General features: G+C 60.9%; 19 protein-coding genes. 8 read left to right on the top strand and 11 right to left on the bottom strand.

From position 1 onward, the window contains the following. Positions 1-48: 48 nt before the first annotated feature. A complete protein-coding gene (locus FBY02_RS02740) occupies positions 49-315 on the top strand; it encodes a Rho-binding antiterminator (RefSeq protein ID WP_144923078.1) in 267 nt (88 codons plus the stop codon). A gap of 18 nt (positions 316-333) precedes the next feature. Here FBY02_RS02740 and FBY02_RS02735 read toward each other — a convergent pair whose 3' ends face one another. Beyond that, entirely contained in the window at positions 334-615 is a 282-nt protein-coding gene (locus FBY02_RS02735; protein WP_256662464.1) for a DUF6429 family protein, read from the bottom strand. 237 nt (positions 616-852) lie between these two features. On the opposite strand from FBY02_RS02735, the gene FBY02_RS02730 reads away from it, so the two are divergent. From FBY02_RS02730 to FBY02_RS02720, 3 genes are all read left to right on the top strand, one after another. Further along, positions 853-2076, top strand: a complete 1224-nt coding sequence (locus FBY02_RS02730; protein WP_144923075.1) for a colicin E3/pyocin S6 family cytotoxin — start codon at positions 853-855, stop codon at positions 2074-2076. A gap of 8 nt (positions 2077-2084) precedes the next feature. Beyond that, on the top strand, positions 2085-2339 hold the full coding sequence (locus FBY02_RS02725; RefSeq protein ID WP_144923072.1) for a colicin E3-like toxin immunity protein: 255 nt from the start codon (positions 2085-2087) through the stop codon (positions 2337-2339). Positions 2340-2627: 288 nt separating this feature from the next. After that, the gene (locus FBY02_RS02720; RefSeq protein WP_144923069.1) at positions 2628-3713 is read left to right on the top strand and encodes a sensor domain-containing diguanylate cyclase; all 1086 of its coding nucleotides are present in this window, start codon (positions 2628-2630) and stop codon (positions 3711-3713) included. On the opposite strand, the gene FBY02_RS02715 is transcribed toward FBY02_RS02720, so the two are convergent. From FBY02_RS02715 to FBY02_RS02695, 5 genes are all read right to left on the bottom strand, one after another. Then, entirely contained in the window at positions 3697-6072 is a 2376-nt protein-coding gene (locus FBY02_RS02715; protein ID WP_144923066.1) for a TonB-dependent receptor, read from the bottom strand. The genes FBY02_RS02720 and FBY02_RS02715 overlap by 17 nt on opposite strands. 1 nt (position 6073) lies before the next feature. Next, positions 6074-8476, bottom strand: a complete 2403-nt coding sequence (locus FBY02_RS02710; RefSeq protein WP_144923063.1) for a 7TM-DISM domain-containing protein — start codon at positions 8474-8476, stop codon at positions 6074-6076. Continuing rightward, the gene (locus FBY02_RS02705; protein WP_178111874.1) at positions 8476-9315 is read right to left on the bottom strand and encodes a helix-turn-helix domain-containing protein; all 840 of its coding nucleotides are present in this window, start codon (positions 9313-9315) and stop codon (positions 8476-8478) included. Before FBY02_RS02705 ends, FBY02_RS02710 begins: the two co-directional genes overlap by 1 nt. A 251-nt stretch (positions 9316-9566) precedes the next feature. Continuing rightward, positions 9567-10604 carry an SDR family oxidoreductase gene (locus FBY02_RS02700; protein ID WP_144923057.1) on the bottom strand — a complete coding sequence of 346 codons (1038 nt, stop codon included), beginning with the start codon at positions 10602-10604 and terminating at the stop codon, positions 9567-9569. Between the two features lie 3 nt (positions 10605-10607). Next, positions 10608-11027: an ester cyclase gene (locus tag FBY02_RS02695; protein WP_144923054.1), complete on the bottom strand. Its 420-nt coding sequence runs from the start codon at positions 11025-11027 to the stop codon at positions 10608-10610. 116 nt (positions 11028-11143) lie between these two features. Between FBY02_RS02695 and FBY02_RS02690 the strand changes: the two genes are divergently transcribed. Next, on the top strand, positions 11144-12013 hold the full coding sequence (locus FBY02_RS02690; RefSeq protein WP_144923050.1) for a LysR family transcriptional regulator: 870 nt from the start codon (positions 11144-11146) through the stop codon (positions 12011-12013). Between the two features lie 47 nt (positions 12014-12060). Here the strand turns inward: FBY02_RS02690 and FBY02_RS02685 are convergent, their stop codons facing one another. Then, entirely contained in the window at positions 12061-12699 is a 639-nt protein-coding gene (locus FBY02_RS02685; RefSeq protein ID WP_144923047.1) for a YopT-type cysteine protease domain-containing protein, read from the bottom strand. 220 nt (positions 12700-12919) lie between these two features. On the opposite strand from FBY02_RS02685, the gene FBY02_RS02680 reads away from it, so the two are divergent. Further along, the gene (locus FBY02_RS02680) at positions 12920-13345 is read left to right on the top strand and encodes an EamA family transporter (protein WP_144923045.1); all 426 of its coding nucleotides are present in this window, start codon (positions 12920-12922) and stop codon (positions 13343-13345) included. 115 nt (positions 13346-13460) lie between these two features. Here FBY02_RS02680 and FBY02_RS02675 read toward each other — a convergent pair whose 3' ends face one another. The 4 genes from FBY02_RS02675 to FBY02_RS02660 all read right to left on the bottom strand — a co-directional run bounded on the left by FBY02_RS02675 (position 13461) and on the right by FBY02_RS02660 (position 18242). Continuing rightward, a complete protein-coding gene (locus FBY02_RS02675; RefSeq protein ID WP_144923042.1) occupies positions 13461-14006 on the bottom strand; it encodes a DUF4256 domain-containing protein in 546 nt (181 codons plus the stop codon). Between the two features lie 12 nt (positions 14007-14018). After that, positions 14019-15221 carry a hypothetical protein gene (locus FBY02_RS02670; RefSeq protein ID WP_144923039.1) on the bottom strand — a complete coding sequence of 401 codons (1203 nt, stop codon included), beginning with the start codon at positions 15219-15221 and terminating at the stop codon, positions 14019-14021. Between the two features lie 178 nt (positions 15222-15399). Beyond that, positions 15400-16251 carry a hypothetical protein gene (locus FBY02_RS02665; RefSeq protein WP_144923036.1) on the bottom strand — a complete coding sequence of 284 codons (852 nt, stop codon included), beginning with the start codon at positions 16249-16251 and terminating at the stop codon, positions 15400-15402. A 68-nt stretch (positions 16252-16319) separates the two neighbouring features. Then, a complete protein-coding gene (locus tag FBY02_RS02660) occupies positions 16320-18242 on the bottom strand; it encodes an MAC/perforin domain-containing protein (protein ID WP_144923033.1) in 1923 nt (640 codons plus the stop codon). Positions 18243-18445: 203 nt separating this feature from the next. Between FBY02_RS02660 and FBY02_RS02655 the strand changes: the two genes are divergently transcribed. Both FBY02_RS02655 and FBY02_RS02650 read left to right on the top strand, forming a co-directional pair. Further along, positions 18446-21742 (top strand): tetratricopeptide repeat protein, encoded by a 3297-nt coding sequence (locus FBY02_RS02655; protein WP_144923029.1) that lies wholly within the window; start codon positions 18446-18448, stop codon positions 21740-21742. A gap of 221 nt (positions 21743-21963) precedes the next feature. Then, positions 21964-22368 (top strand): DUF488 domain-containing protein, encoded by a 405-nt coding sequence (locus tag FBY02_RS02650; RefSeq protein ID WP_144923026.1) that lies wholly within the window; start codon positions 21964-21966, stop codon positions 22366-22368. Positions 22369-22492: the final 124 nt, after the last annotated feature.

Here is a 22492-nt window from a genome sequence, read left to right as displayed (position 1 = left end):
CAGGTAGCGCCCTAACCTGTCCGCTCGCTCCCTTGGGGGTCACTTGAGATGAAGACCTATCAACCGTTGAACTGCGACCTGCATGATTACCTGGAAATTGCCTGCCTGTATGGCTACACGCTGGACATCGAACTGACTGACGGCCAACGCCTGACCGCCCGTGCAATCACCACGCGCACCGCCCCCACGCGGGAGGAGTTTCTTGATGTGGACACTGCGGAAGGTCGCCGAGAGATTCGACTCGATCAGTTGCTGGCGATTACGCCGCAGGATCACAACGCCCGGTTTGGACGGGTTGTGCTGGCGAGTGGGTAATCCGTTCAGACGCGCCCCTCAACGCTCTGTCCCAAACAACTTGTCGGCAAGCTGCCGACCTCGCTCCAGCCCTTCAACCGTCAACCAGATCGATTTGTTCCTGTTTACCGGATTGCTGATGAGGCCTTGTTCATGCAATCGGTTCATGACTTCGAAGTCGAAACCTTTCCAAGCGTTTCCGTCGTCGGAACTGAAGGCTGCCAACAAGGCAAGCACAGCTTCTTCTATCAATTTGTCATCGTAATTCATGGTCGCTACTCCACGCATGTTTAGCTGGTAACGCCGGATCAGCATCAGCATCCCCTAAACTCTACTGGTCAAAGATAAGCAGTGAGTTTAGCTATTCTGGCGCGGGTGGGTTGTTCCATGACAGCACGGATTCATAAGCTCAAACCGAGCTGACGCTTCAGCTTATTCAAACAGCTAGCCCTACCTGCATTGAGGAAACCGGAACGACCACTTCAGAAACCTCCTACATCGCGCCCCTATCTTCCCGCGTTAGCGTCTGTCCCGCACTCACTGGACGAGACTCACTACGTGGCGACACGCACAAAAGACATCCCCCAGGTCCGAAACCCGCCCGGTGGTGACGGGCATTACGTCACCTATCGGGACATGACCGCCAGCGAACTGGCCGAGCGCAAGGCCCGACAGCAAGCTTATGAAGCCATGCTTGCCCGGCAGGCTGCCTATGAACGGGAGCGTTGGGCCACGCTAGATAAAAAGCCCGTACTCAGCGTCGCGGGAAGCGTGTTTGCCAAGAGCTGCAAGCTCCCCGATGGCATCATCGATTACAACAACCCCAACGGCTACGTCCCGGCCGATCTGGTCAAGCAGTATGGCGATCTCATGTGGCTCGGCGGCCGCAGCGCCGATCCATCCGGCACGGTCCCCCTCATGCAGATCGGCGCGGGCGCGGTTCCGCTTACGTTGGGCAGGCTCGCGCTGGGCAGTTCCGCGGCTACTACGGCGGCTACCGCTGGCGGCACCGTCGGCGCAGCACTGCTGACCGGCATCGTCGCCCTGCTCTGGCCTTCCAGCCTGGACGACAGCGCGCTCTACAGCGAAGACCAGCTACGTAACCTCAAGCAAGCCCGCAGTCGCATGCGCCTGAACATCGAGCAACAGGCCGACGGCAGCCTCAAGGGCTACGGTTTCTACACCGGTCAGAATCGCGACTGGGAAATGGTCGACGTTGTCCAGTTCACTCCGCGAGCCGACCAGTTCGTTGCCGACCTGGGTGATGGCATCGAACTGATCTGGACACCGGCCACTAACCCGGCCGACACCCTCGGCATCCCCGCCCTGGAGGCCGCGCCGCAGGCGCCTCCCATCTGGATCTACCCGCCGACGCCAATGGCCGACAGCATCATTGTCGATCCGATCTATCCGCCGGAGTACAAGGATTTCATTCTGGTGTTTCCGGCGGATTCGGGGGTTCGACCGGTTTATGTCGTTGCCTCGGTCAGGCGAAGCGGTAACGCCGATCATGACTATCATCCAGCGCCAGAAACCGAAGAAATTACCGGTATTCCAAATCTAAAATCCGCAAAAAAGAAAACACCTAAACAAGCAGGGGCAGGCCTTAGAGAGCGGTGGGTTGATCCTAAAGGAAGAACTATTTATGAATGGGATTCCAGACATGGTGAGCTCGAGGCATACCGCGCAAGCGATGGAAGCCATTTAGGCGCGTTCGATCACGAAACGGGTCTGCAAGTAAGTCAGGCTAGAAAAAACCGCAGCATTAAAAAATACTTGTGAGGATTTCAATGGGTTTGAAGCTTAAATTGGATTGGTACGACAAAAAAACCGAACTGGCTGAAGGCAAAGAATACTCGAAAGACTTGGGGGACGATTTGTCGGTAATCACCGCTTTGGATCTGGAAAGCGAACCGGAGATATATGACGGAGGCTTTGATGTGCTCGCTGGATGGATACCTATCATCCAACCCTTCTTTGATCACCCAATCGATCCAGAGAAGTTCGACTATCAGATTGGATTTCGATACCGAACCAAGTGGTGAAATGACCAGCCATCTGATCCGTTTTTCACTCTTGCGGTTTGGGGCTGCTGCGCAGCCCAGCGGGGCGGTGCGACGTTTCGCTGAATCCCCTCGCCACAGGTGGGTGGATACCCTGGGGAAACTCCCAGCTCAGAAGGCGCAGCCACAGCACGCCCAGCAAAAATATTTCCCCTCCATCCCCTCCCGCAAAGCCCCCATCCTCTCCAGCAAAGTTCTCGGCAAATCCGCCCCCCGATAATCCCCCCTTCACTCGCACTCCCCTTACCCGCCAGCCTCACATAAACCTAAATGAACCTACGCACCTTCATCCGCAGCTATTGCTTTGATTCCAGGTTCGTAACGAACGCACTGACTCGGCTGCACCGGGCGCTTTCGTTTTTGGCCGGTTACCTGGCACAGCAGGGCTTCGACTCCAGCATATGGCCGGCGCCCCGTGACGAGGACGCGCTGGAGCTGCGCGGTAGCGGTGTTTGCCTTGAGTTGGCGGCGACGGTGTTCAGCCATGCGCGGGAGGGCATTGTGCTAGTTGATCCTTACGGTCGGGTCATCAGCGTGAACGAGGCCTTCACCCGCCTCACCGGTTACGGGCAAGACGAGGTGAAGGGCCGGGATTTGAATTCCCATCGCATGGTGCGGCGGCTCACGGCGTTTTATGCGCCGATGAAGACCGCGCTGGATTTCCACGGGCACTGGTCCGGCGAGATTCAAAGCAACCACAAGGATGGTCGGGAGATGACGTTGCGCATCAGCATCAGTGCCGTGCATGACCGTCACGGTAACGTGCAGCACTATGTGGCGCTGCTCAGCGACATGACGCAGGTGAAGCAACGCCTTCAGTTACTGGAGCGCGATGCCCGTTATGACGCCCTCACGCAACTGCCCAATCGGTTGCTGTTGGCCGAGCGGATGCGTCAGGCACTGGGCAAGGCGCGGATTCACCAACACAAGGTGGCCATTGCGTTCATTGATCTGGACGGGTTCAAGGCGCTGAACGACAGTTACGGACATGACTGGGGAGATCGGGTGTTGCAGATTGTCGCGGCGCGGATCAATGCGACGTTGCGTGAGGGCGATACATTGGCGCGCCTCGGTGGCGATGAGTTTGTGGCGGGGCTGGTGGATTTGCAGGCGGTGGAGGACAGCGAGCCGCTGCTCAAGCGGATGCTGGCGGCGGCCAGTGCGCCGATCTTGATTGGCGCGCAAACGGTGGAGATCGCCGCCAGTATCGGCGTGGCGTTCTTTCCGGAGCATGGGCAGGAAGTCGATGGGCTGATCAGCAAGGCGGACCAGGCGATGTACCTGTCGAAAAAGGCCGGCGGCAATCGTCTGGCGTTTTGTCCGACCCGTTTCATTTCCCTCAATAACGGAGCCTGACGGTGGTGCCGACGGTTCGTTCGCTGCCGGGCATCACCCCATAGTCACCGGCGCCCAGCAGTGAGTAGACGGCGGTGATGTAGCGACGGTCGAAGACATTGCGTACCCAACCTTCCACTTCCCACCCACGGTCCTGGCTGCGCAGCCCCAGGCGCAGGTTGGTGAGGCCGTAACTGGGTTGATAGCTGCCTTCGCCGCCTTCGAGGGTGCCGGAGTAGCCGGTGCGGAAGCTGTAGTCGATGCCGCTGAAGGCTTCCAGCCCGTAGGGCAGCGGATGGGTGTGGTCGAGGCCGCTGCTGAGGTTCCATTCCGGCGCATTGTAGAGCCGGTCGCCGCTGAGGTCGCAGGTCCATTGGCCCGAGGCCGGTGGGCACGGGGCGTTGGGGAAGCTGCGGTAGCGCGCATCGCTCCAGGCCAGGCCCAGGCGCCCGGTGAGTTGAGGGGTGAGTTGCCAGGCGGAGTCCAGCTCGATGCCGCGCAGGCGGACCTTGCCGACGTTGATCAGATTGTCCCGCAGCGGCGGCGCGAACATGGACGTCGGCGGGCTGTAGGTGAGCGCCTGATAGTTGTCGACGTCGGTCTGGTAGACGGCGAGGTCGAGCAATGCGCGCTCATCCCAGAAGCGCGTCTTCATGCCCAGTTCCAGGGACGTGGCGCGCTCCGGCTCGAAGGTGGGCGCGGTGAACGGGCCGACCACGTCGAAGTTGATGCCGCCGGCCTTGTAGCCCCGCGACCAACTGACGTAGCCCATTACCGCATCGCTGAAGCGGTAGCTGGCGCTGAGGAGACTGGAGAGGTTGTTTTCCTTTATCGAATCCTCGCGGTAATACGCACCGCCGAGGGCAATGTCGCGCAGCAATTGCCCGCCGGCCTGGAATACCGGCGGCAACCCCGTCAGCGGGGCGAGATTGCTGACGTCGCGGGAGATCCAGCCGTCCTTGCGCTCCTGGCTGTAGCGCAGGCCGCCGGTGAGTTCCAGCGGGTCGATCGGCCGCCATGAGAGCTGGCCGAAAATGGCTCGGCTGTCGCCCTTCTGTTCGCCGTCATAGCGTTGCCGGGCGCCGTCCAGCAGCATCGCCGGCACCTGCTTCGGATCGGTGAAGGTGATGCCATAGAGCTTGCGCAAGGCTTCCAGCTGATCGCCGACGAACCAGGCCGCGGCGTCCTTACCAAAATCGGCGTCGATCTCGCGGTCAAGCTGTTGGCGCAGGTAATAGAGCCCGGCCACGTAGTCGACGGACGAACCGACCGTGCCGGACAGGCGCCATTCCTGGCTGAACTGCCGGTGGCCCAGCTCGGTTTCGGACTCGGCCACGGACAGCGTCGTGCTGTCGCTGTCGCGGGTGGCGTGGTAGTCCCAGTCGCGGTAGGCGGTGATGCTGGTCAAGCGCATCGCCTCGTCCAGGTCCCAATTCAATTCCAGTGAGACACCGTTCTGCAGGGTTTGCGGATGACCCGGCGCGTCGATGCGTGCCTCGCGCTTGTAAGGGTCGGGCTCCGGCAGCGGATAGCCGAGGAACTGGGCGCGCTTGCGGGTCTGTTGGCTGTAGTGATTGACCAGCAGGACGTTGCCGGCTTCGTTTTGCTCGGCATAGTCGGCGATCAGGCGCGCGCTGAAGTCGGCGGTCGGCGTCCACAGCAACTGGCCGCGCAGGCCATGGCTGTCGGCATCGCCGAGGCGGGCGCCGTCTTGCAGGTTTTCCACGGCGCCATCGGTGGCGCTGTCGAAAACATTCAGTCGGCCGGCGAGCACATCGTCCTGCAACGGCCCGGAAACCGTCCCGCGATATTCCCGCAGGCCGCGCTCGCCGTAGCTGGCTTCGAGGTTGGCTTCAGGCTGAAAGGTTGGCTGGCGGGTGATGATGTTCAGCGCGCCCGCGGTAGTGTTCTTGCCAAAGAGGGTGCCCTGGGGCCCGCGCAGCACTTCGATGCGCTCGATGTCCATCAACTCGGTGAAGGCCATGCCCTGGCGCGCCTGGTAAACGCCATCGACGTAGGTACCGACGCTGCCCTCCAGGCCATCGTTGTAGGCGGTGGCGCCGAAGCCGCGCAGGCCGAAGCCGGCAAAGCGGGCGTCATGTCCGGAAACTACCAGGCCGGGCACGCGCTGTTGGATGTCTTGCAGCCGGTGCAGGCCGGCCTCGTCCAGTTGCTCGCCGTAAAGGACGTTGATCGGGATCGGCACATCTTGCGGATCCTCCTCGCGGCGACGAGCGGTCACCGTGGTTTCCTCCAAGACCAGGGGGCCGGGCGACACCGCAGGCACGGTCGGCGATGGCGCTTGCTCAGCACAGGCCCACGTCCAGGGCAATGCCGTCAGACTGCCAAGCAAGAGCCGCCGGTAACGCCGACCGAGCACGCTATTGCTCCCGGGCCATCGGCCGACGCACCCTGCTCGAGCCCGTCAGTGCCTTGAGCCACGCCAACAATTCACGGCTGTCGGCGGGCTTGAGCAGAACCGCATCGAAGGCCAGGTCCTCGGGATAGCCCTCCGGCCTGCGGGGCGGCACGGCCGAATAGAGCAGCACCGGGCAATCGTGCCCGTGCTCGCGCACCTGTCGCAGCAATGCCCAGCCGTCCATGCCGGGCATCATCTGGTCGCTGATCAGCAGGTCGACCGGCTGCTGGGCCAGGCAGGCCAAGGCGTCTTCGCCGTTCGCCGCGAGGCTCACGTCAAACCCGTAGCCGGCCAACAGGTCATATAGCCATTCGCCGTTCTGCTCGACATCGTCCACCAGCAGCACGTGCTGGCCTCGGCCATCGAACGGCTCGGCATGGTTATCGACAATACCGTTTTCCAGTTCGTGTTCCTGGGCGCAGTTCAATTGCAGGCGAAAACTGAAGCGGCTGCCGCCCTGCTCGCCGGCCTGGAGTTCGAGCCGACTGCCCATGCGCTCCAGCAGTTGCGTGACGATGGACAAGCCCAACCCACTGCCTTCGTAGCGTTGCGCGTTGCGACCGCGACGGAACGGTTGCAGCAGCTGTTCGAACTCTAGTGGATCGATGCCGATGCCGCTGTCGATCACGCTGAAACACAGCACCACGCTGTCAGCCGTCGCCCCTGGAGCAGCGCTCACTTCGAAACGGATCCGGCCGTTACGGGTGAACTTCGCCGCGTTGGCCAACAGGTTCATCAGGACCTGCCGCAGCCGTTTGAAATCGGCCTCAACCAGCGCCGGCAAATCCGGCACCAGAACGGCTTCAAAAGTGTTGCCCTGCCGCGCGGCGAGGAAGCCCGCCTCCTCTTCGATCTCTTTCAGAAACCCGTACAAATAGCCGGGCGCGAGGGTCAGTTGCATCTGCTCCAATTCTCCCTGGGAGAACTCGAGCATTTCGTCGATCAGTTCCAGTTGCTGACGGGCGTTGCGCTCGATATGGGCCGGGTACTCCCGGTTCAGCCCCGCGTGCAGCAGGCGCGAATAATCGATGATGCGCACCAGCGGCGAGCGCAGGTCATGGCTGATGCGGGCCATCAACGCACTGCGTGCCGCCAGCGATTCGCGCAACTGTGCCGTGCGCAGCGCCACGGTGCTTTCCAGGCGCTCGTGCTCGGCCTGGCGCTGCTGTTCGAGGGTGAACAGAGCGTGCTTTTCCCGATACCGACTGCGGCTGACTTCGATGATCAATGTGCACACCAGTAACGCCACGCCGGGCAATGTCGATGACAGGCTCTGTTTGCTTTGCGGGGACTGCCAGGGCAACTGTTCCTGGGGGAAGAAGAATCGCATCAACAACTGCGACAGCAGCAGCCCCGGCACCAGCCACGCCATCCAGTTGTAAGTGAGCCGCCTGCGCCATGCCATGAACAGCGTGGCGAGAAGCGCACCGTAAAAGCTCAAAAGCGACGCCTGGATCATCTGCGCGCCCTGGACCGGATCGACCTTCAACCACCAGATTCGGCCAAAGGCACAGCCCAACAGCGGCACCCAATAGCTCCAGCCAATGATTCTGGGCAGCCGGGCCACCTGTAACAACACGCGCATGTAGGCGAGGAACAGAACGAACGAGGTCACGCTGAGGCAGGCCAGTAGCTCACGTGTCCAGCCGAGCGCCGCGGGCCAGTAGACCAAGTAGCCATTCACGGTGCAGGTCAGCAGGATATAGCTCAGCACCGCCCCCGCATTCACGCTCAGCAAGCGGGAGCGCAGGATCCAGCCAACGATCAGCCCGAACGGGACCACCAGCAGGACAATGCCCAGGGTCAGACCGTCGCTCAGGTAGGTCTGTTGCTGGCTGCGCAGCAACGCCGGTTCGGACCACAGCTGCGGCTCCAGCAGCAACTGGAAATTGCTGGTCACCCGGATGAACAAGGTGGTGCTCTGCCCGGCCGCCAACGTGACCGGGAACGCCGGTTGGCGCGCCGGCGGTTGTGGCCATTCGGCCAGGGGATGGGCGCTACCAGCCCGGACCTCGCGCCAGTGTCCGTCGACAGGTTGATGGATGCGGATGTCCTCCAGGCGCGGCGCGCCGATTACCAGCAAACGCGAACAGGCCCTGGCGCTTGCATTGGTGAGTTGCAGTTTCAACCAGAATGCCGAGCGGCTGTAGCCTTGCGTCGGCCAAGTCGGGGTCGCGGTGCTGAATCGCCCGTCGGGCAGTTGCGCGACGTCCTCCAGACTCAACCTGGCCTGGGGATCTTCGAAAACCTGCATCGCGGGCATCACGTCCAACTGTTCAGCCTGGCAGGCGTCCACGGGCGCTGCGCGCAACAGGCCGGCGGACAACAGCGTCATCGCCAGCAGCAGAAATTGCACGAGCCGCATCAGGCGCGCCCGGCCGACTCGGCATCGGTGATGCCCAGGGTTTGCTGGCGAAATTGACTGGGGGTCATGCCGATGCGTTGGCGGAAGGCCGTAGTGAAGTTGCAGGCATTGCGAAAACCGATCAATTCAGCCACGTCTTGCACGCTCATGGCGCTTTCGCTCAGCAAGGTCTGGCCTCGACGCAACCGCGCATCGCGAATGTAAGCGAACACGGTCAGGCCCAGGTACTCGCGAAATATCCGCGAAAGGCGTTTTTCATGGGTACCGACTTTTTGCGCCAGTTGCACGAGGGAGGGCATATCGTCGAGATGTTGCTCAATCCAGCGCATCGCGGCGCGCAGCACAATTTCGTCACCCTCCGGCTCCGGGTCCGTCGGGTTGTGCTGAAGGGGCGGCGGCGCGCGCCAGGTCAATTGCAGGTGGATCTTGATTCGCGCCAGCACTTCCTCGGGGGCGCAGGATTTGGGGATGTAATCGACCGCGCCCACGGTCAGCCCTTCCAGGCGCTCGAAGGTGCTGTTGGCCGAGGACAAGAAGAGAATGGGCGTCTGCCGGGTCGATGGCGCCTCGCGCAGCAGCCGGCACAGGCTGAAACCGTCCATGTGCGGCATGTGCACATCCAGCACGATCAAGTCGGGACGCAATGCCAGCGCTCGCTGATACCCCTGGTGAGCATCGCTGGCCAGGGAAATGCGCCAGGGTTGCGCCTTCAGCAGTATCAGCGTCGCACGGAGATCCTCCGGAACATCGTCGATCAGCAGAATATGCGGCAGCGAATCGGAAGACACCGTCGCGCTTCCAGCCTCAGCCGCCCTCCTTTCGTCTCGTCCGTCGTCCATTCGCTGCGTTCTCTTGTCGTGCTTTCGCCAACCCCACTGCCGAAAGGCAAAGGTATCGCAAAGACAATCGAGGGGTGGGTAAAAATTGTCATACCAATAGCGGCAGGTGGGGCGAAGACTTGAAGGGAACGGATCGTTCGTGGCTTAACTGACTGGCATCAGGCTGGGGGGTGGTTTTTTGGGGAGTTGAGGTTGCGGCTGTTATGCATCCCAGCGGGGAACAATCCCCTCGCCACAGAACGGCCCAGTCGTTATGCAGTGTTTACAGCATTGTGCTTGCCAAACCCACCATGCTCCCGATACCAGGCCACCGTGTCCGCAATGGTCACTTCCAGATCCCGGAAGCGTAGCCCCAGCGCTTGCTCGCTCTTGCGAGGGTTGAAACACGTGCGATGCTCCTCGCGTATCACCAGCCGCAACGTCGCCAGACTCAACAGAATCGGCTTGCCGGTCAGCCGGGCATAGATTTCCTGCACCGTCGCAAAGGCGTATAGCAAGGGCAGCGGCAGTTGCCGCGAAGGTGTTTTGACGCCCGCGATCCGTCCCAGCACAGGCACCAACTGCCCCATGGTCATATGCCGGCCCGCCGCGAGGTAGCGCTCGCCTCGCTGTCCCAGTCTGGCTGCGGCAATCAGAGCCCAGGCCACGTCGCGGGCATCGACCACGGCAAAGCTGCCGGGGATCAACCCGGGCAACTTGCCATTCACGACGTCATCGACCAGTTGCCCCGAAGACGTCGGGCCCATGTCGCCAGGCCCCCACATCCAGCCGGGCAGGACCATGCAAGCGTGCATGTCGGGGTAGGCATCCAGGAAAGACAGGACGACACGGTCGGCGAGGATCTTGCTGCGGTAGTAATCGTCCGCATCGACCTCGGCCCGCAGGCAGGTTTCGTCGATGGACGCGCCGGGCTCACCGTCGAGCACGGCGATTGACGAGGTGTGAATAAATCGGCGTATGCCCGCGCGGTACGCCTGATGAAGCAGATCTCGGGTGCCCGTGACGTTGATCGCTTCGAGCGCCGCCCAGTGGCTGCCGCCCTTGTAGTTATCGCGAAAGAACGCCGCCGTGTGGAACACCGTGTCGCAGCCTTGCAGCGAGGCGGCGAAGGCGTTGACATCGGCCATGTCGCCGACAATCAGCTCCACGTCGGGCAGGTCACTGAATTGCTGTTCACCTTTGCTTCTGGAGCGGACCAGGGCTTTGACCCCGTAGCCACGCGCAACCAGTTCCCGTACCAGGTTGTTACCCAGCAAGCCGGTTGCCCCGGTCACAAATATGTTTTGCATGGTTCAGCCCTCCCCCTGTTCGGCGGACGGCAGCAGCACCGCGCTGTCGAAGAACACTTCTTCATGGGTAGCCAGGCCGTCCTTGAAGATGAAATGCGCCGCAAAGTGCACAGTGATGTGCCGGCCATGGGGCAGTATCACTCGCTCCGGCAACATCAGGGGGGCGGTGAAGGTGCCGCACAGTACGGCGACCAGCGCCAGTCGGTCCTCGGCGACCATGAAAGGGCTAAAGTTGATTTCAGCGTCGGGCAGCGCTTCGAACAATGCGACTTCCCGTTTGCGCATGGCCTCGCGACCAATCTGAATGCCCGAGCCATCGAGGTAGATGAAGTCCTCGCTCACCAATGCAAGCATCGCCTCCACATCACGGCAATTGAAGGCTCTTGAGGCGCGTTCCGCATAGTCGTTGGGGCCGGTGGTCATAGAGTCCACTCCATGGGTTTCGAAGGGCCGTAGATATACCGTCGGCGCCATTTTTGAAAAACAGCGACTGCTGCATAATGGCTTTGCATATATGCAAACCAGGGAAGAAAGGACGCATGGCATTGCAAGCGAATTGGGACGATCTTCGACTGCTGCTGGCCGTCTCGCGGCGCGGTAGCTTTCTTCAAGCGGGACAGTTGTTAGGAATCGCGGCGTCCACGGTGTCCCGTCGTCTGACGCAATTGGAAAGCGCCTTGGGCGAACCCCTTGTCGAGCGGGGCGTCGAAGGCTGTTGGCTGACCTCGCGAGGCCAGTCGCTGGTGGAAGTCGCCCTGGCCGCGGAAACCGGTTTGCGCCGACAAACCGTTGCGAGCCCGACCGGGCGCCAGGCCGAGCTCAGTGGCAGCGTGCTGGTCAGTGCCGGGGAAGGCTTCTCCTCCTCCGTACTGGAGGCCGCGAGCCGCTTCACCACCCTGCACCCCCGTTGTTCAGTAGAATTACTGGTCACCGCCGAGTTCCACAAGATCGTCCGCGGCGTGGCCGACATCGGGGTGCGCACCGCGCATCTGGGTGAGCCATCACTGATTTACAAGCATATAGACCGAGTCGCTTATGGCGTCTTCGCCGATGCAGACTATTTGAAGCGCTCTCCAGGGCTCACCCCGGCCACGGCGGCCCATATCGCCTTGCTTCCTCCGCTGGACATGCTGCCGCAATTGCGCGCGGCAAAAGCCGGCGGCCTGGAGCGCGGGCCGATCAGCGTGAATTCATTCACGGCACAACTTGAGGCAGTGCGGCGCGGCATGGGGGTGGCGGTATTGCCTCGGGTCTTGGCGCAGGACCTGATCGAGGTGTTTGCGGAGCTGCCTATTCCAGACCTGGAGGTCTATCTGGTGAGCCGGCCCCAGGCGTTGAAGCAGGCGCATATCAAATGTTTTTTCGGGATTTTGGAACAGGTGTTGCTGGAAGGTGTGTCCGGGGGCTGAGGACCTGGAAGGACGTCCGCGCCTGCGCTTAACCCCATCAACGTCAATCAGTGAAAATCAGCTGCACTCATGAAATCACCAAACCCATCGTCATCGTCGACGACCGCGAATTCCAGAAGGTAGCTGGCACTGACATGCCCGTTGGGCACAACGTAGCTCGCCAGCAACCCATGCAGGTCGTTGCACAGGTCGGTTCTCGACGAGTAGGCGCCGATACCGTAATTGGGGTCGAAGAGCCTCCCCGTCTGGCCCACATCGAAGGACACCCCGATCGCATGACCACCGGCGCCTTCCGGCCCACCGGAGAAGTAGAACGAGACAACGAAGTGGCGGGCGCCGGCTCTCTGGAGGATGTCGAGGACGATGTGGCTGGCAACACCGTCGACGTAGGCAGTCTCGCTGACCGTACTGGCTCCCATGATGCCCTCGGCGGTAGTGCCCATGGCCATCAACACTTCGAATCCTTCCATAGCCTGGGTCAGCTTGCGCTGGGTTTCGATAACCGCCTGGTTCTCGGCCCGCAATGCATCAAAACAGTTATAAGGTGCGCCGAGCTTAATCCATAGCGTACTGAAACCGAAGCACACCCCCAGACTGTCCACGCCAAACCAGGGAATTCCACCGCCAAGCAGGTCACCCTGCCCTTCCCATCTTCTACTCTGCTGCGCTCGGGGGAAGGTGAACATGAGATGTCTCCAGGCTGGGTGATGGCGGCTCCAGTCAAAAGTAGACGACAGGCGACCTGTTCGCCATGTATGCGCCTTTGACGAACCTAGACCCTGATCAACTGCCGCTACTGTCTAATCGATATCGCGTCGCGGATGAGATGCTACAAATACCAATGCAGGACATGACACCTGAGCTTCGAATGTCTGTTCCGACTACCCGATCTGGAGAATAGAAGCCATGGAAAAATGGGTGATATACGCCTGCATCTCAATGTTCTTTGCCGGCTTCACATCGGTGATCGCCAAGATGGGGCTCAACGGCATATCAGCCGAACTGGGGCTGACCGTTCGTACATTATTCGTGTGCATGTTTGTGCTGGTATTCGCCGCATGGGCGGTGCCGGTTCAACACATCGCACAGATCAACCAGCAAAACCTGCTGTGGCTTGGAGCCTCCGGCGTTACCACGGCGCTGTCCTGGATCTTCTACTACAAGGCGTTGAAACTGGGCGACGTCGCTACCATTGCCTTGATTGACAGAGGCAGCGTACTGGTCACCATGCTGTTGGCGTGGCTCATCCTGCGGGAAGTGATCACCTTGCGCACGCTGATAGGCGCGGCGCTGATAGTGGGCGGGTTGGTCGTCATCGCTAAAAAGCCGTGACCCCCTCAAACTATGCGCTTGCACGAATCCCCTGTGGGAGCGAGCCTGCTCGCGATGGCGGCCCTGCATTCAACCTATTCGCCGACAGCCACTCCGCTTCGCAAACAGGTTCAGTTCAAACACCCAGCATTCCCCGAAACCCTCTCGCCGCGTAATACGACTGCACGCCGTTGTGGTACACGAACACCCGGCCATAACGCCGGTCACCGAATATCGCCCCCTCCAGCGAGCGAATCTCAGCGGGTGTGGCCAGCCAGCTGGACGTCTTCAAATCAAATGCCTCCAGCGCCTGCAGCTCGCGGTACTGATCCTCCGTCAACAGGGTGATGCCCATCTCTGCGGCCAGCTCGAGCGCGCTGCCCCGAGGTTTGTTTTCCTTGCGCGCGTCCAGGGCGGCGCGGTCATAGCAAAGGCTTCTGCGGCCGGCCGGGGTTTCCCTGGCGCAATCGCAGAAGGTCACGCGCCCGGTATGCTTGTCGTGGCCGATCACGTCCGGCTCGCCTCCGGTGGTTTCCATGGCCTGGAGGGTTTTCAGCGCGGTAGGGTTGCTTTCGAGCCGGGCCTGGATGTCAGGCCATTGAAGGTCCGGGTGACGATGGGGGTTTTGTTCAAAGCGGGATTTCAGGGTGTACAGGAGGCTTTCCTGTTCTGTTTTTTTCATGGCGTTGACGTCCTAGAACAAAGTGCCGGTGAACACCTGGGCGTTATGGAACTTCGAGTGTCCGGCCACCGCATTCGTATATTGCTCGACCAGGTCATAGGCGCCCAAGTCGACCATTTCGATGTTATTCGGTGCGGTGATGGACTTGGTCATGGGCTGGATGACCAGGCCTTTCACCACGGGCGGGCCTGGGTTGATCAAGGCGTTCAAGATTTTCCTGACCATGGTGGTCTTGGCGAACACATCCGTGGTCGAGGTACTGGCAAGACTGCCATTGGTGCCCAGCAGACCGACCAGGCAATAGAAGACCCAACACGGCGACATCTGCCAGCCATACTTGGCTTCGTTGAGCGACGCATCCACGCTGCCTTTGCACTCGACGATGATGTATTCCTCCACCACGCCGCTGATCAGGTTGCGCTTGACCCATATCTGGTCGATGCCATTGGTGCGACCTGAAGAGGCTTTGCCGATCTTCATCTGGTATTCGTTGCCGAGGACGGTAATCAGCAGTTTGGCGGCAGCATATTCCCCACGGGTTTCGCTGGCGAAATGTATGGCGTTGGAGTTCTCCAGGTTCTGGAAGTGGTTCTGGATTCTGTTTCCCGATTTTCTGTCATGGACCGAGAACTTGTGGGAAATCCACCCATGGGTTTGCAGCCAGTTATAGACCTTTGCCTGCGCGGTCGGGTCCGAGCTGAGCAGGTTCCAGTAGTTGAGCGCAATCGGATCGGGCACGGGTTGACACAAGACGGCTCGGCGTTCGATGACCTGTTGGGCGGCATAGGTTGTGACAGGGTTGGTTGTCCCGAATACCTGTTCGACGTCGGGATGGTAGTAGCTGCCTTTGGTGAACTGCTTGTCCCGTGCGACGGCCTCCTTGATCTTCAGGGCGTCCAGGGTGTCCAGCAAGACCAGTTGATCGGCTCGGTCAGGATTGCCGTAATCCGAAGTGAGGCCATGCCTGTTGGTGATTTGATTGACGACATGCCTCCATTCCTTTCCTGTGGTATCCACCTGGGTGATGCCCAGGCTGCCGATGGGCGTGAAGGGATAGCTGCCGGTCGTCAGGGTCAGTGGCTTGGCGTCGAATGCGGTGTCGGGGGTGAAGAACAGGTTGGTTTTCTTACCATCGCGCTTTTCCTTGGGGGCCAGCTCCATGATTTTTACATTCAATGGATCAGTCAGGCTGGTGTAGTCATTAAGCTGGTTCACAGGAATCCCTCCCGATGTATCCGGCGCGGATATTTCACTCTAGACAGGGGAATTCGGGACGTCCAGCCGGGGGAAGTGGCTGTGCGGCAACTGTTGGTATCGGGTAATTGACAGGCCGCCTTCGTCGGATCGCCGCCCGGAGCAAGCCCGCTCCCACAGGGCGTCGTGCCTGACCTCTTTACGCCTGATAACCCACTGGCATCTCATGCCGCGTCGCCGTCTTCTCTTCGTGATAATGCGGCCTCCCCGCCGGGGACCTCATCAATGCCGAATTCGCCAGTACCGTTTCCGTGAGCAGGCAATCCTGCCCTCCAAACCAGCAAGCCAAGGCCGAGTTCCTATTGCCATGCATGTCCACCACCACCGGCCAGTTCTCCAGGCCGCCGGCGTCGCTGGATGGGATGTCGGGGTAGTGTTTGGGCGGCAGGACCAGCGCGTCGCCGGGGCGTAGCCACAGATCGGCCAGGTAGATCTCCCGTGCCGCAGGCCGCCAGCGTGCGACGCTGATGACCAGTGGCAGGCGCCCGTAGCGAGAGAAGAAGGCGTGGGGGAAGTTGTGGTATTCGAGGTCGGTGGGGTTGTAGGTCAGCAGTTCACGCATGCGCTCCGGCCCCAGATACGGGGATTGATGGCCGGCCCATTTGCCGTAGGTGTATTGGCCCAGGATCAACTGGTCGTACTCGAAGCGCAGGCATTCGCCATTGGCGAGCAGGGTCATGCCGAAGGCTTGTGCCGTTTCCTTCGTGGCCCAAATGGGCTCGTAGCGTACTTCCTTGGCATGGAAGTCGAATTGCTTGATCCGATAGGAGCCGGTGCTCGTCGGCACTTCACGGTCCCACCAGGTGATGCCGGAATAGCGAGCCCCCAGCAGCAGGTCGGGGTTTTCAGGTGTCAGGGAGATCAGCTTGCCGCGCACACAGGCACTGGGCTGGGCCAGGCCATGGTCGTTGAACAGATAAGGAGAGGTTCGCGGATCGAGCGCTACTTCCACGCCCTCGTCGATAAAAGAAACACTGTTGAAGACTTGCATCGTCAGGGACCACTCACGCAAGAAAGCACGGGAGACCCGGCCGGACAGCCGGGTCTGTCTGTTGGTTATCAACTATACGGACGATGTACTTCGCGGAACCAGTCCATGCCGTGGGGCAGACGCCATGGCCGGACGGCGGCGCGCTTTTCGACTTGGGTCAGGCACATGGCGTTCATCCAGTAGTGCACCAGCAATAGATGGAACACGTCGTCGCCACGCCGATCCCAGATCACATCGTCTTGCTGGCGACCCGGCTCGATGGGTTTGAGCCGGCAGTCGTTCTGATCATGCATGCCTTGCAGACAGGTCCCCGTCTCGTAGTTGATCAGCAGCACCGGGTGGTTGATTTCCGGATAGGGTTTTTCCAGCTCGGGCATGTACCAGTACTGCCCCAGGTTGTGCCTGTCCGGGGTTTGCATGGCGATACGGGTCTTGTTCTGCGGGTCAGTCGCCAGGGCCGGTTTGGAGTCGGTGTTGTTGCGCACGATATACAGCAAGGTGCACGGGTCTTCCTGGGTCTTTTCCGTCTGCACCACCTTGACCCTGCCGAACGAGTCATGACACAGGCGCGCCGAGACTTTCACCGTTGGGTTGAGGTCTTTGCCCGCCTGGCCGAAGCCGGCGATGAGCCCGTCGACGCCCGGCGTTTCCAGGTCGTTGCCCGCCAGCACATAAGTGAGTCCAGCCAATGGGTTTGGCACCATGTGCTTGGTCAACGCTTCCCAACGCTGGAGCGCCTTCTCGCTGGCACCATTCAGCAACAGCGCCTCACGCATACGGCGCCCCGGGTAGTAACGCTTGTCGCGAGGCCAGCGCTCAGTGGCCATCAATAGCTTGTGCCCGCCTTTTTGCTTCACCAGTGAGGCCAGCGCATCCCAGAACTGTTCAAAGTCTTCGCTGGAGGCGTCCGCAGCCGGCGGGGTGTGAAAGGTTTCGTGGGTTTCCTTGCTCTTGTTGTCGACGAACACTAGCCGCAGGGCTGGGCCGGTTGCCGCCGCGACAGATGCCTTGAGCCGATTGGAGCGGCCGAGAACAATCGTCGACTCCTGCCAGTCCGCTTTGATTTCCGCCTTGTAGCTGGTGTACCACTGGTAGGCCTGCTCCACTGCCGTGCGGGTTGCGCCACTGTCGATGAAGTAATAGACCGGCGAAAGGGTCAATTCCACAATCGCGGGATCGTCGGCCAGCGACTCGCGCCACTTGCTGAAATCCGCATTACAGTTATTGGGCTCCATCGAGTTGAAGTTGATCGAATGGGTGCCACCCCGCGTGGTCAGGTTGGCCTTGCGATGGGCCAGGTTTTTCTTGACCGTTTCCGAAATCGAGGTCGAGGCGCTGCCGCTGACGAAAGCGCCGTACTCGGCCTTGACCATCGCATCGAGGGTGTTGGTCTGGCTGAGATAGCTCTTGAGCGCGGTCATCGCGTAGTTCAGCGAGCCGCCGACGGTGACCTCACTGACGATATCGACACCGAAAGCGAGGAAGAAGTCGAAGAATGGCTGCGGATTGTCCTCGTCGAAAGCCTTGGGCAGTGCCTTGACCCGCTCCTTGAAGACTTCGGTGGCGTTGGCGGGGTCGACCGCAAGCGTCAGTTTCCACAGCCGTGCCGTGTGGCTGTAAAGCGCAGCCTCACGCTCCTCGAAGGTTTTGATGTCACTGCCGAACGTGACTTTGAAACCCGCGGCAAAGGCACCGTATTTACCAGCCCCCTCGACGCTCGATTGGGTATGGCTTTCATAATCGTCGCGGGAAGAGAACGTCTCGACCGTGGAGTTGTCCTGGGAGACCACCGTGCTCATGGTGACGTGCTGACCCACGTTATAAGACGTGGCCTTGTACGGCACGGCCCGCTTACCCGACTCGGTATCACCGACCTTTTGACATTCCTTCCTGTCGCCGGCCCAGTCGAGCCGATTCAGGCCGCGCCCCAGTAATTGCGAGCCGCCGATATCACGCAGATCATTTGTGCTGCCTTGAATGCCTTCGTTCATCGCTTTCTCCCATCGCTCAGGTGGTATCAACTGATGCCAATTGACGGGATTCAGTATCAGGAGACCGCTGCCGAGCCGACAGTCCAGCGTGGTGTCAGTCCGGTATCAGTTTGGTATCAGGCAAAATGCCATCTTTTCGTTAACGTCGCGGATGCAGAGGAGTAGACTCGGGCGTCTGCCGTTGACTTCCCCTGGCGATCGACATGGACTCCAGATACCGCGTGCTCCCTGCCCTCCCCAAGCGCGATGCTTCGGTGTCCGATGGCCGCGTACTGCTGGACGCCGGGCTATTGAAAGGCTTGCGCAAACAACATGGCCTGAGCCAGGAAACCCTGGCCGAAGCCTGCCTGAACCGGCACCTGTGCGTGTCTATCGCCTCCATCAAACGCGCCGAAACCGGCAAACCGGTGCTCTACCGCACGGCCCGTCACCTGGCGACGGCCTTCGATGTCGACGTGAGTGCGTTGTTGGGCGCAGCCATGTCAACGATGCTGGTGGAGATAGAGCAATCGGTCACCCAGTTGCATGAGAAGACCCTGGCACAACAGACGCTGAAACAAGCCGACGACGCGGTCATCCGCTATGTGCTGGAACTTTCTTTTGCCATCGGGGGGTTGCCCGATGTATTGGCGCATGACATCGAACGCCTGGTCCGGCAGTTCGGCGGCGCAGTCTCCGTCATCGCCCAGGATGTCATCATCGCCCGGTTCGGCTCACCCCACGCCTATCGCAGCGACAGCGAACGTGGCCTGTTGTGTGCGTTGGCGCTGAGCCGGGAGCAATTCGTGAAGCCGGGGCACGCCTTGTTGCTGCGGCTGGTGCGCCTGGGCAACGAAGTGGCGATGCCGGAAGGCGATGCAATCCTGCTTGCGCGACAACCGCTGTCGGACCACCACGGTCACGCTCCGGTGTATGTCGCACAGAGCCTGCTTGAACAACTCGCTTCGCGCTTCGAGTTCTCCCCCACCGACGAGGCTTTTCCCACCTATCGAAAGTGTCGGCGTCTGCGCAACCTCGACGAAAACGCCCCCCGACCGTTGGTGGGACGGGCCATTGAGTTGCTGCAGTTCAAGGGCGTGATCGAGGCCACCCACGAGTGCCAGGACGGCCATGTGGTCTATGTGCGCGGCATGGCGGGCATCGGCAAGACACGGCTGGTCAGCGAGTTTTTCGACATCGCCCGGCAAAGCGGTTTCGCTTGTCACCGTGCCGATGTGCTGGACTTCGGCATGGACAACAGCCTCTGGCCGTTGGGGCAGTTGGTGGGCAGCTTGTTGGGTGTCGCTGGCACTACGTCGATCAATGCTGCGCAGCTGGAGGCCGGGTTGTCCCGCCTGAAAGTGGCGCCTGAACATTGGATGTTCCTTCAGGTCCTGACGGCTGTTTCATCCGCCGAGCCGCCCGCTTTGTATGCAGCGATGAGCAGCCCGGCCCGCACTCAGGGCCTGCTGCTGGCCTTGGTCGAGGTGTTGCGACGAATCGCGGTGCAACAGCCCTTGCTGATCGGCCTGGAGGACCTGCACTGGGGCGACGCTCCATTGTTTACGCTACTGGGCAAGCTGCTCGATGCCACGGACGAGGCGCCCATCGTCTGGCTGCTGACGTCCCGACCAGAAGGCGATCCGCTGGAAAACTCAATCCGTGCTCACGCGAACACACCCATGAGTGTGCTCGACATCGCGCCGATCCGCGCACGGGAGGCCTCCGCCCTGGCCGCTCAGTTCATTGATGTCGACCCGCATTACCGCGCCGATTGCGTCATCCGGGCCCAAGGCAACCCGCTGTACCTGACGCAGTTGCTGGCGAGTCAGGAAGGTACTTTTCCCGATAGCCTGCGACACCTGATACAGACCCGTTTTGACAAGCTGGCCTCGCACCAGCGTCACGCCCTGCACTACGCCGCGGTGCTGGGCAATCGCTTCGAACTGACGCTCTGGCGCGAGGCTCTTGGGCAGCCTGATTATTTACCGACGGCGGACATGCGCCAGGGGCTGTTACGCGAAGTCGAGCCGGGAAGCTACCTGTTCGTCCATGACCTGGTCATGCATTGCCTTTACGACGCGATCCCCGACGTGCTGCGTGAACAGTTGCACCGGACGGTGGCGAAGCTCTACCGTGAGCGCGACCGGGTGCTCCATGCCCAGCATCTGCTGCGGGCCAAAGACCCGGCAGCGTTCGATGCGCTGCTGGCGGCCATGGACGAAAAACGCCTTGCCTGTCAGTACGACAGCGTACTCGCGCTGGCACACCAATGCGCAGTGTTCGGCGAGCGCTCCCAGGGCAGTTTTACCCTTGCGTTGCTGTGCGGCCAGGCCTGTTCGGGTCTGGGCCAGACGGCACAGGCACGGGAACATTTCCAGCGGGCGCTGGCATTGGCGCAACAGCCGCAGGACCGGATCGAGGCGGCGCTCGGGCTGGCGGCGGTCCTCAATACTCTCGATTGCCTGGACGAAGAAGAACGCCTGATCGAAGACATGCTCCCCGTCGCCCAGGCCCTGCGCGCCCACACCGCACTGGCCCGGCTGCATCAGTTGCACGGCAACATCTACTTTCCGCGCGGAGACTATGTCGAATGTCGTCGCTTGCACGAAGAGGCACTCTCCTTTGCGAGGATCGGTCGGGATCTGGAAACCGAGGCAAAGGCCTTGAGCGGGATCGGTGACTCCTACTACGCCCAAGGGAACATGCAGACTGCCTACGAAGTCTTCGACCAATGCGTGCGCCTGTGCGAGCGGCATGGGTTGGTGGACGTGGAAGCAGGCAATCGCAGTGCCCGCGGCTCGGCGCAATTCTACCTGGGCCAGCCGCACCTGGCGTTGCGCGACGCCACGGATGCCATCGAATACAGTCGCCGGATCGGCAACCATCGGGCGGAAGTGTTCTCGCGCCTGACCGCCTCCTGGGTGCTGGCAGCAAGTGCTCAGCAGGCATCGGCAGAGCAGCAACTGACCTGCGCCCTTGAACTGGCGCGCAACCTGGGCGCCAGCCGTTTCGAAGCGATCCTGCTGGAAGGGCTGGCACGGGTAGCCCTGCACCAGGGTGAACGCAAGCAGGCGCAGACGTTGATCATGGACGCGGCAAACCTGGTTGAACGCTTCGATTTGCACCGTTATATCGGCCCCTGGATCTACGGCAGCCTGGCAATGATGGTCGACGATCCGCAACTCAGTGACCAGGCGCTATTGAAAGGCGAAACTCAACTCACCCAAGCCTGCCTCGCCCACAACACCCTGCGCTTTCGCGTGGCCGCCGCTGAAGCCTGCCTGCTGGCGGGGAACATCGAACAGGCAATCCGGCATGGGCAACAGATGGCGGTACTGCCTGAGTCCGCGTCGTGCGCGTGGGTCAGTCATCATGTGCGGCTGATCGATGTGGCGAGCCAATGGTTGCGGGGCGATCGAACGAAGGAGGAGTCGTTGAAAGGGATTCAACGCGCAGCGCAGCAGATGGGATTTGTGGCGACGATGCCACGGTTGCAGCCTCTGCTGGATGTTCAGTGACGCCACGGAACCTCGTTGGGTGGCCCCACGCTTTCGCGAGCAAGCCCGCTCCCACAGAAACTCTGCGGTATATGCAGTATTGAAGTACGACGCCGGACCTGTGGGAGCGAGCCTGCTCGCGATGGCGTCCGAACATTCAACACCTCTACGCTTGAACTGTCCCGTGATAACCCAGCCGCCAAGGCCTATGCTGATCCAATCCCCTCGAGAGGCCGGCCGTCATGATCCAATGCAAACGCGCCTACGAAGCACCCGCCCCCGACGATGGTCGGCGCGTGCTGGTCGACCGCCTGTGGCCGCGCAATTGTCGCAAGGATAAATTGATCATCGACGCATGGCTCCAGGACGTGGCGCCGTCTCCTGAACTGCGCAAGGCATTCAAGAGCGGTGCGATGACCTTTGATCAGTTCAAAGCGGCCTATCGCCAGGCACTGGGCGCGCAACCGCAGCATTGGTGGGAGCTGGTCGACACCGCCTGCAACGGCAACCTCACCCTGGTTTACGCCGCCCACTCGACCAGCGAAAACAATGCCGTGGTGCTGGCCGAATGGCTGGAGGATGAGCTGGAGAAACGGGGAGAGATGAGTTCGCCGGCTTGTTATTTGCCTGAGTTTCCGGACCACTGAAATTGGCGTGATCTGTAAGGTTTTTCGGCTCGACAACCATCGGAACGCGCCAGGGCAAGCCTTGCGACATCCCTATCTTCAGCTATAGCTAAGTCTTTACCACGCATTGAATGGGGCAGGGATG

The organism is Pseudomonas sp. SJZ078, from assembly GCF_007828255.1.
Taxonomy (GTDB): domain Bacteria; phylum Pseudomonadota; class Gammaproteobacteria; order Pseudomonadales; family Pseudomonadaceae; genus Aquipseudomonas.
This window is presented reverse-complemented; position numbering and strand designations above follow the sequence as displayed.